This window comes from Runella rosea, from assembly GCF_003325355.1.
Classification (GTDB): Bacteria; Bacteroidota; Bacteroidia; order Cytophagales; family Spirosomataceae; genus Runella; species Runella rosea.
In genome coordinates this window covers 5,380,917-5,398,284 of record NZ_CP030850.1, presented here as the reverse complement: position 1 = coordinate 5,398,284, position 17,368 = coordinate 5,380,917, and the positions used below count along the sequence as shown (strand labels likewise).

4 protein-coding genes are annotated in these 17,368 nt (G+C 46.4%); all 4 read right to left on the bottom strand.

Annotated features, from left to right (window positions below; translation table 11 throughout):
- Positions 1-167 precede the first annotated feature (167 nt).
- Positions 168-8,591 (bottom strand): SdrD B-like domain-containing protein, encoded by an 8,424-nt coding sequence (locus DR864_RS22345; protein ID WP_162794047.1) that lies wholly within the window; start codon positions 8,589-8,591, stop codon positions 168-170.
- A gap of 814 nt (positions 8,592-9,405) precedes the next feature.
- Positions 9,406-12,081, bottom strand: a complete 2,676-nt coding sequence (locus tag DR864_RS22340; protein ID WP_114069055.1) for a c-type cytochrome — start codon at positions 12,079-12,081, stop codon at positions 9,406-9,408.
- A 177-nt stretch (positions 12,082-12,258) separates the two neighbouring features.
- The gene (locus tag DR864_RS22335) at positions 12,259-13,767 is read right to left on the bottom strand and encodes a RagB/SusD family nutrient uptake outer membrane protein (protein ID WP_114069054.1); all 1,509 of its coding nucleotides are present in this window, start codon (positions 13,765-13,767) and stop codon (positions 12,259-12,261) included.
- A gap of 99 nt (positions 13,768-13,866) precedes the next feature.
- Entirely contained in the window at positions 13,867-16,965 is a 3,099-nt protein-coding gene (locus DR864_RS22330; protein WP_114069053.1) for a SusC/RagA family TonB-linked outer membrane protein, read from the bottom strand.
- Positions 16,966-17,368 lie beyond the last annotated feature (403 nt).

Genomic DNA, 17,368 nt, shown 5'->3' with positions numbered 1-17,368 from the left:
AAAATCAGAGGTACAAAAGTATGCGTGAAAGAAAAATTTATGCTTCAAATATGTCTATCACGCCAAACACAAAAACTCCTCGCCCACAATGTGAACGAGGAGTTAGTAAAACTGAGTCAAGCTATATGATTACTGAAAAGAAAAGGATTTTTTTTCTTCAATAGGATTTACAATGGCTTTTCTCCCTTTTTGGTTTGTTTAATTGTAAACGGAATACACAAATCTACTGGGCAGCAATTGTCTCCTGGCTCGATGATAATCGGGCAACATCCAGTGGCTGGGCACTGTTGGTTGGAAGCCGTAAAGGTGTAACTGCCTGCCTCACTGAATAACACTACATTACCCGAAGCAACAGGAGTAGTACCACTATCTTTGTACCATTGTACATTCACTAAGTATGAGGGCACACTAAGTTCTATTTTCTCTCCTACACACAATTTTAGCGGTACAGTGAAACATTGACGGTCGATATCGTCCTCATTACCTACCCCATTGCCTGGCGTACTATCCACATCAGACTCGTTGGTCTTGCTGATCTCGGCCGTATTGAAATGTACACCCTCCTGAATGGCTTTCACTTTATACGTAAGCGTGACGGTATCTCCACTGGCCGCAATGTTGCCAATATTCCAGATAATGACATTATTGGTGATAGCAGCCGTGCCACGAGTGGATGTAAAACTTCCATTGATAAATTGTACCGAAGTGGCCAACGAGTCCGTAACTTCTACACCTGTTGCCAAAGTGGCTGACTGGTTGAAGACTTTAATGGTGTAGGTAAGTGTGTCTCCGAGTTGAGCAATCTTGGTGTTAATCAATTTTTTCAATGATAAGTCTACTTGTGCTGGTGGCGTCACCGTAATGACCTCTGGGTCGTGGTCGTCCTCGTCTCCGCCCGTCAATCCGTTTTCGTTGATCACATCATTCTTCGGCGTGCCATCATTGGCTGGGTTATTATCAGGACTTGAATCCACATCAGTACCACCCGTCGCCGAGCTGATTTCCGCCAAGTTACTAATCGAACCCGTGAATCCTGTGCTCACAACAAAGGTGATGTCTCTTGTCGTGCTTTGACCAGCAGGTAGACTTGCAATCACCGTGTTGAGGGTCGCGACTCCAGCAGTGGCTGTCCAGTTGGCATCGTTCAAGGTCAATCCCGTTGGAATGTAATCTGTTACTTGAATGTTCGTCGCATCGACGTTCCCTTGGTTGAACACCGTGATGGTGAACGTCACATTGCTACCCGCCACAACGCTCGCACTCTGGCCCGTGGCCAAGGTCTTGCGTAAGGCTAAGTCGAACACTGGCGCTGGCGTCACCGTAATGACCTCTGGGTCGTGGTCGTCCTCGTCTCCGCCCGTCAAGCCGTTTTCATTGATCACATCATTCTTCGGCGTGCCGTCATTGGCTGGGTTACTATCAGGACTTGAATCTACATCAGTACCGCCCGTCGCCGAGCTGATTTCCGCTAAGTTACTAATCGAACCCGTGAATCCTGTGCTCACAACAAAGGTGATGTCTCTTGTCGTGCTTTGACCAGCAGGTAGACTTGCAATCACCGTGTTGAGCGTGGCGACTCCAGCAGTGGCTGTCCAGTTGGCATCGTTCAAGGTCAATCCCGTTGGAATGTAATCTGTTACTTGAATGTTCGTCGCATCGACGTTCCCTTGGTTGAACACCGTGATGGTGAACGTCACATTACTGCCTGCCACAACGCTCGCACTCTGGCCCGTGGCCAAGGTCTTGCGTAAGGCTAAGTCGAACACTGGCGCTGGCGTCACCGTAATTACCTCTGGGTCGTGGTCGTCCTCGTCTCCACCCGTCAATCCGTTTTCATTGATCACATCATTCTTCGGTGTGCCGTCATTGGCTGGGTTACTATCAGGACTTGAATCCACATCAGTACCACCCGTCGCCGAGCTGATTTCCGCCAAGTTACTAATCGAACCCGTGAATCCTGTGCTCACAACAAAGGTGATGTCTCTTGTCGTGCTTTGACCAGCAGGTAAACTTGCAATCACCGTGTTGAGCGTGGCGACTCCAGCAGTGGCTGTCCAGTTGGCATCGTTCAAGGTCAATCCCGTTGGAATGTAATCTGTTACTTGAATGTTCGTCGCATCGACGTTCCCTTGGTTGAACACCGTGATGGTGAACGTCACATTGCTACCCGCCACAACGCTCGCACTCTGGCCCGTGGCCAAGGTCTTGCGTAAGGCTAAGTCGAACACTGGCGCTGGCGTCACCGTAATTACCTCTGGGTCGTGGTCGTCCTCGTCTCCACCCGTCAATCCGTTTTCATTGATCACATCATTCTTCGGCGTGCCGTCATTGGCTGGGTTACTATCAGGACTTGAATCTACATCAGTACCACCCGTCGCCGAACTGATTTCCGCTAAGTTACTAATCGAACCCGTGAATCCTGTGCTCACAACAAAGGTGATGTCTCTTGTCGTGCTTTGACCAGCAGGTAAACTTGCAATCACCGTGTTGAGCGTGGCGACTCCAGCAGTGGCTGTCCAGTTGGCATCGTTCAAGGTCAATCCCGTTGGAATGTAATCTGTTACTTGAATGTTCGTCGCATCGACGTTCCCTTGGTTGAACACCGTGATGGTGAACGTCACATTGCTACCCGCCACAACGCTCGCACTCTGGCCCGTGGCCAAGGTCTTGCGTAAGGCTAAGTCGAACACTGGCACGATACAAGTAGGAACCTCTATTTGAACGGTGTCTGCGCAATTATTCAAAGTATAAATAAATTGATAGGTACCTGCTACTGTCATTCCACTTACAGCACCTGCATTTGTGACCGTCGCGGCGGCAGGATTACTGGCCAAAGTTGACCATACGCCCCCCGAAGGCGCGCCTGAGAGAGTAGCAGTTGTCGGTGAAATGCCCGATGGAGGACACGTTAAAGTTTGATCGACTCCCGCATCTGGCTTCAGATTACGAACTACTGACACCGTATCTGTACAACCGTTGAGTGTATAGATAAAATTATACGTGCCGTTGGCGCTCATCCCACTCACTGCACCTGCGCTGGTAACGGTAGCAGCGGCAGGGTTGCCAGCTTGGGCAGTCCATGTACCTCCAGCTGTAATGGCCGTCAAGGTTGCCGTGGTAGCAGGCGCACAAATGTTTTGGTTTGCTCCTGCATCTGGTTTGGGATTACGAACCACCGACACCGTATCTGTACAACCGTTAAGCGTATAGACAAAATTATACGTGCCGTTGGCAGTCATGCCACTCACTGCACCTGCGCTGGTAACGGTAGCAGCGGCAGGGTTGCCAGCTTGTGCAGTCCATGTACCTCCAGCTGTAATGGCCGTCAACGTCACCGTGGTAGCAGGCGCACAAATGTTTTGGTTTGCTCCTGCATTTGGTTTGGGATTGCGAACCACTGACACCGTATCTGTACAACCGTTAAGCGTATAGATAAAATTATACGTGCCGTTGGCGCTCATGCCACTCACTGCACCTGCGCTGGTAACGGTAGCAGCGGCAGGGTTGCCAGCTTGTGCAGTCCATGTACCTCCCGCTGTAATGGCCGTCAACGTCGCCGTGGTAGCAGGCGCACAAATGTTTTGGTTTGCTCCTGCATCTGGTTTAGGATTACGGATGACGGATACGGTATCTGTACAACCGTTGAGTGTATAGATAAATTTATACGTGCCATTGGCGCTCATGCCACTCACTGCACCTGCGCTGGTAACAGTAGCAGCGGCAGGGTTGCCAGCTTGGGCAGTCCATGTACCTCCCGCTGTAATGGCCGTCAAGGTTGCCGTGGTAGCAGGCGCACAAATGTTTTGGTTTGCTCCTGCATCTGGTTTTGGATTGCGAACCACCGACACCGTATCTGTACAGGTTTCTCCTCCACTTGTCACGGAATATATGAAACGATAAGTGCCATCAACCGTCATGCCAGCTACCGCACCCGCGTTCGTTATCGTTGCCGATACAGGGTTGCCCGATTGCGCACTCCACGTGCCGCCCGATGTTATCGCAGTCAACGTCGCCGTGGTTGTTGGTGAACAAATACTCTGGTCGTTTCCTGCATTGGGTTTCACACATCCTTGGCAAGGCGAAACCGTCACCGATACCGTATCCGAACAATCGTTCAACGTGTAAATGAATTGATATGTACCGGCCATACTCATGCCAGTCACTACACCAGCGTTTGTGACCATTGCCGAAGCAGGGTTACCTGATTGCGCCGACCATGTACCCCCCGAGGGAGCACCTGTCAAAGTCGTGGTCGTTTGAAGCGTGTTGGTCACGGGATTCACACAGGCCAACGTCTGGTCAGGGCCCGCATTGGGGGCCGGCGTTACCGTAATGCTGTGACTGTCGGTGTTACTACAACCCGTGGTGGCATCGGTAAATTGGTAACTGAATGTCAAACTCGCAATGTTAAAACCAGCATTTAGCGTGGCCACGTTGTTGCTGATGGTTACCGCTCCCACGGGTAAACCTTGTGGCAGAGTGAACGTCCCGCCCGCAGGGGAGCCTGTGAAACTCACTGGTAATTCATTCCCACACACTAGCGTTGGACCTGTAATGCTCACCAAAGGACGAGGATTAATGCTTACAAGACCGCTGTCGGTTCGGCTACATTCTCCAAGTATTTGTGTATAGTAAATATAGAAACTCGTGGGGGCCGATTGGCCCAGTTGGGTCAGGGCGGCGGCTCCGCTCACGGTGGCTCCCGTGCCCGTATCACTCACCCCTGGACCGCTCCAAGTACCGTTCGTCCCTGAGGCGTCGGTATAAGTCAGGCTTTGATTTTCACAAATTACCGCTGGAGATAGATTAACTTGGATTGGCTGAGGATTACGAATCACCGAGACGGTGTCTGTACAACCATTGAGCGTATAGATAAATTTATACGTGCCATTGGCGCTCATGCCACTCACTGCACCTGCGCTGGTAACAGTAGCAGCGGCAGGGTTGCCAGCTTGTGCAGTCCATGTACCTCCCGCTGTAATAGCCGTCAATGTCGCCGTGGTAGCAGGCGCACAAATGTTTTGGTTTGCTCCTGCATCTGGTTTGGGATTACGGATGACGGATACGGTATCTGTACAACCGTTAAGCGTATAGATAAATTTATACGTGCCATTGGCGCTCATGCCACTCACTGCACCTGCGCTGGTAACGGTAGCAGCGGCAGGGTTGCCAGCTTGTGCAGTCCATGTACCTCCCGCTGTAATGGCCGTCAACGTCGCCGTGGTAGCAGGCGCACAAATGTTTTGGTTTGCTCCTGCATCTGGTTTGGGATTACGAACCACCGACACCGTATCTGTACAACCGTTAAGCGTATAGATAAAATTATACGTGCCGTTGGCAGTCATGCCACTCACTGCACCTGCGCTGGTAACAGTAGCAGCGGCAGGGTTGCCAGCTTGTGCAGTCCATGTACCGCCCGCTGTAATGGCCGTCAACGTCGCCGTGGTAGCAGGCGCACAAATGTTTTGGTTTGCTCCTGCATCTGGTTTAGGATTACGGATGACGGATACGGTATCTGTACAACCGTTGAGTGTATAGATAAATTTATACGTGCCATTGGCGCTCATGCCACTCACTGCACCTGCGCTGGTAACAGTAGCAGCGGCAGGGTTGCCAGCTTGTGCAGTCCATGTACCTCCCGCTGTAATGGCCGTCAACGTCGCCGTGGTCGTTGGTGCGCAGATACTTTGGTTTGCTCCTGCATTTGGTTTTGTACGTGGTTGAATAGTGATGATCGTATCACGATAGCAACATTCACCGTTATACAATCTAATAATATAACTTCCTCCTGCACTACTAATTCCGGTCTGTACGTCTTTGGGAAAAGTGCTGCCAATCAATGCTGCCGTAGCATAAGTAGTATCAGCGGCTCCTATCCAATTGGTGCCGGCCCGAACCCGGAATCGGTCAGCGAATTCAACCGCAGCGGTAATTTGAATTTTTCCGTCAGTTGTATTAGTACCTATCACAGATGGACAACTCGGCAGAGCAACCTGTATATTACTTGAGGCTGGAAATACACAGTAGAAGCCCGCATCAAAGGTATGATTGACGCTCGCCAAATCGCCAGTCGTAACAGATATAGTAGGGAAACCATTAACTTCAGCAATATCACTGTCATTTTGGTCATTCCCGTTGTTAACGGTTGCGTCTTTTGTCGTAATTACAAACTTCCCATTGCCCGAAACGGTCAATGTCCCAGCAGAATACTGATTTCCGCTTTGTCCAAAAACCAATGAATATTGAGTAGTGGGCAGCAATGTCGTGTCTGCTCCAGTACCAGACCAAGTACCTGTCGTAAGTTTAGATTTTGAACTGAAGTAGTATTCTCCATTAGCGTTGGTTGTGGTTGTAGCAATAAGCGCCGCACCTTTGTAAAGCGAAACCGTAACACCTGGCAGTGCTTTTTCGCAGGGGTCTTGAACACCGTTTTTATTGGTATCTACCCAAACCCGATTACCGATTTCGATAAATTGGGGCAAAGAGCACCGCAAAACGATGTCTCCCAAGCCTGTTGACTTACCAAATAGGCCCGGCATCAAATTGCTGGAATAAACAATATAGGCAGAAGTAGTCTGTCCAGTTTGATTGTTAAAATGCCGGACTCCACCCGCTTGTAGATAAGGGGCATAAAAAGAAGTTCCTGAAGGTACATCCAGCGGATCTATGGTTATTGCAAGTACTTCACCACTGCCAGGGCGAACGGCAAGCCCACCCATTACAATCTCAGCATGGAAAATATTGCCATTATTTTTATCCTGAAAATTATCATTGTAATATTCTCCAAAGCCTGGCCCTTGGTTGTTGTTTGGTCCATAACCGATGTTAGGGCCAGCTTTGGCGTTGTTTTCCAATACATAGGCCCCGCTTTGGTTATAGAAAGCCCGGAGTATATCACCGCTTACGTGCCCTGAATAAAGAGCCGTTGAGGTACCCGTCGGCATGTAATTCCGATAGCCCGTCTGTACCCCGTTACGGTCGCCAAACCCTAAAATCATGGTTCCATCAATGTCAAATTCAATATCTTGAAATATCGGCTGAGGATGCACGACTTCATTGTTCGCCGTAATAAAGCGACCTGCCCAAAGGTCCGACCAAGGATACCAACCTGTTGCACTCAATCCGTCGGTATTGGCAAACCCTTTAGGATAGGTCAAAGGAAAATCAAAAACCATGGTTGAAGTACCAGTAGTAGGATTTACTTTATAAACGAACGCGCGTAAATCTGATTTACTTCCAGAAGTTTGTGCATCGCAAACAGCACCCACGTAAACATCTCCCTTATAAAATTTGGTCGCCCATGGACGAATTGTACCGCCTGGGCAACTTGTTGATCCAAATACATCAATTGAAGTAGCCGTAGTAGGATTTGTACCACTTGCATTATAAGTAGTCATATCCACTTTATAAAGTTTGGCATCGAATAGGTTGGTAAAAAATAGGGTATTACCATCTTCTGACAGCGCAAGACCTCCAATACCTATTTTTGCGGCTTGAGTAAAGGCAATCGAATCTCGGCTAGGCTGGGTCGGGTCGGTTGACAAACCTCGCCCTCCCGCTCCATTTACTGGGATACTACCTACATCAATTGGTACACCACTCACCGTTAATGATGTGACACTTAGCCAAGGCGTAGTAATAGGATTGAGCGGATCAGACCAATCTGTAACATAAATCCCCCCCAAACCCAGAGGTCCAAGGCCTGAATGACGCTTGAGGGTAGTAGACATAAACAATTTTTGGGTCTTTTTATTGTATGCTTCTCCCCATACTGTTCCGACCTGTGAAGCCGTGGCAATGTGAGTCATTGCAGCCATATTGGTTAGCCCTGATAAATTATAATCAAAACCCACTACGGCATCTCTTGTACCTGATACTGAACCAGCAGGCAGAGGATCACCGTACACATAACACGGGATGGATAGCATTGGATTGCTCTCACAGTAATCTACGGGATTCAAAACACCCAAATCAACGTTACAGTCTGGTGCATTTATGAATTGCGTCGTAGTACGGCCATCGGCACCATTCATCGTTCCTTGACCATACAGAGCAGGTAAGTTACTAAATTCCACTCTTAAGGGGTAGTTTGCAGCCGCAACTGTTGCAAATACGTATTTTCCATAAGCATCCGTGGTAGTGGTCCCTACCAAATTACCATCACAGTCAAACGCCTTGACGGTTACAGCAGGCAATCCCAATGATTCGCCTGCATCTTTTTTGCCGTCGGCATTGTAGTCGTAAAACACAGTACCGCCCAGCTCATTACCTGTACAGCTTAATGGTAAACACGCAGAAGGTAGGCTGAAAGCTGTACTCGTGGCAGAACAGCCAGTATTCGTAACAAAATTTGCCGTCACGAGCTGTCCTGTTGCGCCATTGGCGTCTACTTCAAAAGCTACCACCTGCGGAGAAACTATCGTACCATTGCCGCCCGATGTAGTATAAGGTCCAGGAATGATGGTACGGGATTGCGCGCCGTAGGTTACAACAATATTGTCACCAGAAGGTGCATTACTCCAAGCTACCTCCACACTTACCGTAGCCTTGGATCCATTGCTCTGATAGCAGCCTGAAACACTCGTTTTCACAGAAATACTACAAGTCTGTGCCAATACTCTATGCTGAGAAAGTACAATAAGCAATAAAATACTATGGAAAACTATCGACTTAGAGTGAAAGAATAGAAATTTATTTTTCATATAATCAACAATAAAAGGTTCGTTTAAAATCGCTAGCTATTCAGATAGCTATGACGTTGAAAAAGCCAAAATGTAACCGTGAAGAATGAATAAGATTCTCTCTTTAGCTAAAATCAGAATAGGCAAATCTCTTGCAATCTGTATTTATATTTTAGTGGAATGGCAACCAAAATGGGTTTATAAAATTGTTGTTACCAAAGAGAGTTGGGAGAAACTATAGAAGATTTTATTGGGCAGCAACCTTAAATGCTGCATACGTTTATTAATAACTAAATTCATGAGTAGGGTATTAATTTATACTTTTCAGATTCTGTAAGCGATTACAGCGCAATTTTTATGCCATTTTGCCGAAGAATCACTACATAGAAACGAGGGGGGCAAAATTATTTTCTACTCAAATGGGTGTGTTTTTATCGAAAAACAAAAAAAAAGCCTGTTTTATGCCAATTTTACAACTAGAGGCTCAAGCACAAAATAAAGGACTAGTTCTTTATTTTAACATCTCTCGCAAATGAACTAACTGGAACAAGTAGGCTTTATAGGTTTGGCACTATAATTGTTGGGGGAAATGTAGTTGCCGAAGATGGCTTAGAGCGTATTTATCTCAGCAACAGACTGCTGTCACAAAAAAAAGATGGCACATAGACGTGCCATCTTTTCTCATCAAACTGTTTTTATTTATTTTTCGCCTAGTTCTGCATTATTATTTTGCAGTAAACATCGGGTTCTTTTCGTTTCCTCCAGCCATCAAATAAGCCATCAAATCCTTCAATTCTTCTTCGCTGAGGCTATTGATTAAGTTACCATACATGATAGACACTGGTGAATACTTGTGCGATGCTACGTTCTTTTTCGCCAACTTCATGACGGTCTCAGGTTCATACGGGTTCTGAGAAACGTAATAGTTATTGGCATCTTCGTTGGTCAATCGTCCCACGACCGTCTGTCCATTTTTGAGTGTAAAGTGCGTTGCGGCGTATTGGTCAGAAATGGTTTTATTAGGCTCGATAATCGCTTCAAGCATATCTTTTGCGGAGAAACGAGTTCCTAACTGCGTCAAATCAGGACCGATACTTCCACCTTCGCCGCGCATACTGTGGCAACGGTTACAGGTAATGGCGTTGTACATGTTTTTGCCTTGCTCAAAATTCCGTCCCGACAATCCCGCTTCAACCAACGGAAGTGCATTGTCTAATTTCCAGTTTTTGCCTGGGCCTTTGGGATAAACCAGTTTGACCAAATCATTTCCGTTTTTGCTCAGCAACTCGCCACCCGAAAGTTTGTCGTAGTAGGCAACTTTGTTTTCGGGAACGTTTTTCAGCGCCATTTTACGGGCTCTTTCAATAAATCCAATATAGCTTCGGCCCCCTTTATAACTAAATGCTTTGTTGAACCATTTGAAATATTTTTCGTGCAGTTCAGGCGTCCAACCACTTTTGGCAACGCTCAACATGGTAGCATAAAAGGTCTGCTGTGCGGGCGGCATGTGTTTCAACATATCTGCAATATCTAACCCATACTGTGGGTTACGCATAATCAATTCCGCCGAAGCCGTGGCCGTGGCACCTCCCGCCGTTGTGTTTGCTGGAACCTCTTTGGCTTCAAGCAACGCAAGTGTTTTAGCTACTACACCAGGAGCCTCCAACGTTACTAATACTTTACTTAACCCCCGGTTGATGTCAGCGTTAGCAGCTGGATAAAAAGGATTAAGATAGGCACTGACTTGAGCTGATTGAGCTGCATCAGGTACCCCCATACGAAGTAGTACAAGTTCGAACGCCCGCAATATATCAATTTGCTGACTTTCTGAAAGCGCTTTGTAGTTGATGGACATCAATGCCTTAAATATGGCACTTTTTTGATCGGGTTTGCCTTCTCTTGCCAACGCAATCATTGCATTGGTTAAGGCAATCGGGTCTTTTTCATTTAATGCCTTATCCTGCCATTCTGCTACTGGCTGATTTTCTACCGCTACCCGAGCCGCATAACGAATGTGACGATCGGGATGTTTCAAATATGGCCAAGCTGTGGCAACAGCCGCGCTGTTAGGTGCACCGTGAAAACGCTCCAAACTTCTTCTTAATTCATGGTCTTTATTGATTGGCGCAGCAGCAACAGGTGCTGTGCTTTCAGGCCCATCATAATAAACACGATACAAATCAGATTCGAGACGACGGCCTCCGGTGAGGAAGTACAATGCTCCATCAGGACCTATCGCGCCATCAGTCAAAGGAAGGGGAATTCCCGACAAGAATTCTTCTCTTTCACCAGCATAGGTAGCCCCCGAGGGTTTAAGATTAATGGCGTGCATAATTCCGAAACTCCAGTCAAAAGCCAAAAGGGTTCTTTTGTATTTCGCAGGGAATTTGGCATCTTTCAAGTGAATCAAGTTGGTAGGAGAGCCTTGTCCGATATTCACGATGGCAGGAAGGTTATCGGGCCAAGTGGCCGACCATTTTGCCGTACCCGTTCTCCAACCAAATTCTAGGCCGCTTGTCACGTGAGCAATCCGCGTTGGGCGATACCAAGGAAGGCCAAAGTCCCACTCCATATCTGAATCGTAAGTAAACAAATCACCCGCTTCGTTGAAGGCAATATCGTAAGGGTTTCTGAAGCCAGAAGCTACCATTTCCCATTTTTTTCCCTCAGGATCAATATTCGCAATCCATCCCGCCGGTACTTTTGGTTCGGCATCGTGGCCGCGTGGGTCTTTAATCATGGGCAGCAAATTATCATCCTGCCATACGGGTGGAAGGCGATAAGTATCCATCGTCCCGGGTTGTGTAAAGTTACCCGCCACTACAAATAAAGATTGTTTATCGGGCGATAAAACAATACTGTGCGGTCCGTGTTCTCCTTCCCCTTTGAAGGTTCTTAAGACCGTCACTTTATCAAATTGGTCATCGTTATTCGTATCTTGTAAACGATACAGGCCGCTACCCCTCGAAAACTTAGGGTTGCTCCGGTTGTTGATCATCACATAAAGGCTGTTGAATGCGTACAATAGCCCTTGTGCATAGCCCATTCCGACAGTGTCGGTTCCTACAGCTTTACCAATTTCTAATTTCTCAATAGAGGGCGTTGTACCCGCGCCAATCGCAGGGATTTTCAGACGAAACAACCCGCCATATTGATCAGAAACAATCATACGCCCTTTATCATCAAATGTCATTGAGACCCAAGAACCTTGGTTATTTTCTGAAGGACTGTAAAGGTGTTCGGCTTTAAAGCCAGGTTGGAGTTTTAATTTCTCCGTTTTTGGGTCGTCTCGGCCATTGACAGCTGGTTCGGTTTTATTTAAAATCGTAAAGGAAGCTCCCAGTACGAATAAGGCTCCCACTGCCAACAATTTAGGGATAGACTGGTGTTTAGGATACATAAAAGTGTATGCTTTTAAATGTAATTAGTATGAAATTTTCTGTTGTAACAAAAGCTAGTCTGTCAGTATGTTTTACCCTATCGTTTACAAAATGGGCTATCCTTTTCTAATTTCATCACTGTAAAATCAAAATGAGCCAGTCTCTGTAGAAGAAACCGGCTCGTTTTGGGCTATACGTTAGAAATTAGGACTTAAGTCTGCCTCGGCAGCAGGAAGACCGTAGTAAGGGGTAATGTTGGTGAAAGCATCGCTTGGCACAAAACCTTCAGCTGGGAAATAATATCTAAATTTATCAGCTTTGACCCGGTCTCCGTAGGCTTTAATCACGGTTTCAAGGCGACCTGTACGAACTAAATCATGCAGACGCTTTGATTCAAAAGCCAACTCAACCCGGCGCTCCTGATACACAGCATCGCGCAGGGCGGCTTGGGTAGTGGCAGTGGTATTGGCCAATCCCGCACGCGTGCGAACTTGATTGAGGAAAGGAGTAGCATCCGCCAATTTGTTTTGCTCAATCAATGCTTCTGCCAAGAACAACAGCACTTCTGAGTAGCGATAAATGGGCCAGTTCATGCCGTGGTTGTTGTGCAACGCATGCGGTCTTGCATACTTTTTGATGTAAGGAAAAGTTTTGTTGGCATGCAAAGCACCACCCAAAGTAATCGTGCCAATCGTGGCCTCTTTACGCTTATCGCCTGTTTCATAGGCCTCTATTAAATCGGGCGTTGGGATGTTGTTGCCTTCACCAGATAAAGGCTGGGGATTAGATGTTCCCGTAATCGTAACCAACTCATTGGCAGCGATAGGAAAAGGAAGCATACTGTACAAAAAGTTTCCGTTAAGGCCCTGCGAACCTTCCAAATACTGCACTTCAAAGACCGACTCCCTGGTGTTCTTATTGCTTGTACTGTTAGAAAATGCATCGGCATAGTTGGGCATCAAGCTATACTCACCGCTTGATACAATGGCCCGAAGTTGCGTTTCGGCATCAGCCCATTTTTTCTGAATCATGTAGACGTTAGCCAACAAAGCACGAGCGGCTCCGGAAGTAGCCCGGCCTGCTTCCTGTGCAGATTTTGCGGGTAATAAACCAATGGCTTCTGTGGCATCCTTGATGATTTGAGCGTACAACTGTTCGCCTGTACCAAGCGCAGCAGCAGCTTCTGAACGTACACTAACGGGAGTTAATTGGAGTGGGCCACGGTTAAAGTAACGTGCTATTTCCAAATAAGACAACGCTCTCAGAAATAGTGCCTGCCCTTTTACATTCTTTTTGGTTGCATCAGGGATAGTAGAAGCATCAATCAATGCCAATACCTGGTTAGCCCGGGCAATGATGAGGTAGTTTTGACGATAAGCCGTCAGAACGTTACCGTTGGTAGTAATACCATTCGCCGTAGGTACGTTGAAATCTGCTAAGTTCGACTGGTTTTCGGTCGCTCCAAACAAGACGTTACGTACGTAGCGTGCATTATCCGAATGTTGCTCGGAAAGTAAATGAGAAGTAATATTATGAAGTGTTCGCAGCGGAACATAAGCACTATTGACAGCCTGTATGAAGTCGGTTTCAGTCTTAAAAAATGTGGCCGAACTCAACGCAGTCTCTGGCGTAACGGTAAGGAAGTCGTCACTGCAACTAAATGCCCCTAGACTTAACGCAATAGAAAATATGATTGATTTTTTCATGTTTTATTCAGTGTTTTTAAGTTGATTTTATGCGATTTGGAGGAGTGCAGCCACAGTGTAAATGGATTTACACCCTCCAAATCAACTAAATCTACTTTGCTAGAAATTAAAGTTTACCCCAATCGTCGACGTACGTGGTACTGGATAGTTGAACAAATCAACCCCAGGGCTCAGGTTTCCACCATCACCTTGTCCGTTTTGCTGCGCGCTGGTCTCAGGGTTAGATCCACCCCAGTACTTGGTAAACACCAACGCCTGCTGAATAGAGGCATACACGCGTGCCGAGCGGAAAAGCTTATTGCGCTTGTTGATGGTATAACCTACCGTAATGTTTTTGATGGTAAAGAAAGAAGCATCGGCTACGAAACGGCTGTTTTGCCAGTCACGCTCAATACCCGTTGCAGTACCACCACCCACGGTGGTTCCGTAGAACCCTTTGCCAGGGTTGGCTTCTGAGCGGAAGCGATATTTTACTTCTCTGTGAAGGTTAAACACCCCATCAAGGTTGGCAGTACTGTACAAGTGACGTACCCACAATTGGTTGCCCTGCGAACCCGAGCCTATTACGCTAAAGTCGAAGTTGCCGTATGTTAAGTTTGTGGTTATTCCGTAAGTAAATTTAGGGAATGGATTACCCAAAATCGTGCGGTCATCTCTGTCTCCACCGTTGGTAAGAACCCCGTCACCATTTACGTCAACGAGTTTAATTGTACCAACAAATGAACGTCCAGGAACAACAGGAGAGTTTTTGAGATCTTCGGCGTTCATATATACACCGTTGGCCAAGTGTCCGTAGAACTGACCAAAAGGCTCACCTACCTTTGTGATGTGGTGTAGACCATACACGCGATCAATACCATCGGCAAGGGCCAACACTTTGTTGCGGTTGAACGAGATGTTAGAGTTTACGCTCCACTTCAACTTACCACGGTCAACGATGCGAGTGTTAAGCGAGAACTCATGTCCCCAGAATTTAATTTCACCGATGTTGTCGTTGAAGTTAGTAAAGCCTGACTCTTGAGGAATCTGTACTGCATACAACAGGTTGGTGGTATTTTTGGTGTAATAGTCGTACGTAAATTGGAGACGGTCATTGAGGAATCCAAGGTCAAAACCAACATCCACCTGACGGGTTGTTTCCCAACCAAGGTTAGAGTTGGCAAGGGATGTAACAGCCGCCCCAGCAGCCACGTTGTTTCCAAAGACGGCGTTCACCGTATTGTTAATAAGCGCGTACTGTGTATAGTTACCGATGTTGTTGTTACCCGTTACCCCTACGCTTGCTCTCAATTTAGCAAAAGAGACTTTGCTGAAATTCTTCATAAAATCTTCGTCAGATACTACCCACCCTGCGGATACCGATGGGAAAGTACCCCAACGGTTGTTAGAACCAAAGCGAGAAGAACCGTCGCGACGAATAGAGGCAGTAAAAAGATACTTGCCTTTATAATTGTAGGCCAAACGCGAAAGCAATGAAGTCAATGTCCATTCTTGCACGTTGCTGAAGGTTCCGCCCCGAGCGACGTTAATAGCCCCCTGTATCGTTGGAAGGCGGTCATCTGAATAAGTATCTGCCTGGATACGGCTTGATTCACTACGGAAACTTTGGTTAGTATAACCTGCCAATAGCTCAAAGTTGTGGTTATTAAATGACTTGACATACGTAGCCAAGTTCTCGTTCAACCAGCCCAAATTGTCGGTGGCTTCTCGTATCGAAACCGCCGTAACAGGTACCGCCGTATTGATGGCACTGGTAGCCGTAGAAGGATTAAAGAAGAAGAACTTTTGATTCAGCATCTCGACGTTGAACGTTGATTTCAAGGTCAAACCCTTGATAGGGCTGTAGGAAATATAGGCGTTTGAGAGAATATTGGTTTGCTTGGTTTCGTTGACCAACTCATTTGCCGCACGCACCCAGTTAGGATAAGCAAAGATATTACCGGTGCTGGAAGGAAAACGGTTGAAAAGCGTCAGGTCACCTTTGTCATCATAGATAGGCATCACCGGCCAAGTGTGGATGGCATTGAACAAGATACCTGTACCACGGTCGCCGTCGGTACGTGGCGTATTATCAAATACATATTGCGGAGCGATGTTCAAACCAACCGTTACTTTGTCCGAAACTTTGTATTCGCTGTTCAAACGAAGTGAATAGCGTTGGTATTTGGTATTGATTACAATCCCTTCTTGATTGAATACCCCTGCTACCAATGAAGTGCTTACCCGATCTTTGTTTGAAGTCACTGTCAAGTTGTAGCTTTGTAGAGGAGCACGACGAAGCACGGCATCGTACCAGTCGTTGTTTTTCCCTTCATAAATAGATGGGTTTTGGAATTCAGCAGGAACGGGCTGTTTGGCATCTTCATAGTATTCTTTTTTAAACTGAGCAAACTCAACCGCATCCATCATCTCAAAACGTCCTTTCTTAGGAACTACTTGCGTACCCGTAAAAACGTTAAAACTTACGTTGGTTTGACCCGATTTGCCTCTTTTGGTGGTGATAAGTACAACCCCATTGGCCGCCCGCGAACCATAAAGCGCAGTAGAAGCGGCATCTTTCAAAATAGAAATATCTTCAATTTCGTCGGGGTTGAGAGCACCGATATTTCCCGTAATCGGAAAACCATCAACGACGTAGAGTGGATCACTACCACCCGATACCGAAAGTTGACCTCTGATACGGACGTTCATCCCTTGCCCTGGCCGACCTGTCGTTTGGTTAATTTGTACCCCAGCCACTTGCCCTTGAAGCTTTTGAGCTATTTGAGAAACTGGAAGGTCTTTGATTTCTTTAGCTGTAATCGTCTGAACAGCTCCAGTTACTTCTTTTTTCACTTGGCTACCGTACCCCACTACCACGATTTCACTAAGGGTTTTATCATTTACGTCCAAGCTTACGTTGATTGTCTGTTGGTTTCCTACAACCACCTCTTTGGTCAGATAACCAATGTAACTGAATACCAACGTTGCATTACTCGCCGCCTCAATTTTGTACGTACCGTTTGCGTCAGTTGTGGTACCTCTCGTGGTTCCTTTAACGCTTACGTTTACCCCAACCAACGTTTCTCCATCGGCAGCAGAAACTTTACCCGTGATTGATTGTTGCGCAAACGAGGAAAATGTAAAAAGTAAAACCAGCGCCAGCAGGGAATAAAGCGTCCGGAATTTACTCTTAGATAGAATAAATTTTCTTTTCATTTGAAAATGATTTAAATGTTAAGTAGATAGATAATAGTAAAAAGGATTCATAAAATAGAAATATAAATCCCCTTTATTGTACAAATATTTAAAAGTCCGCTAAAAGAACTATCCTATGCCATCCTGCCAAAGTCAAAACATACCCTGAAATTATCCTAGAGAAGACCGCTTTGAAGTCGGTTTCGGTCAAAAGAGAAAGAAGTTATTGCCACTCAAATTGGATTTAAACCCCCATTCGGGCGTGCCTGAAATTAAAAAGCCCAATGTAGAAAAGCACCCTCTTCTACATTAGGCTGAATATCAGTGCTTTATATTAAATATTGTAAGTTTATAATTACTAAAAGCAGAAACACTTACCCATTATGAATGGGATATTTTTGTGATAAAAAGTTTTTCAAAAACT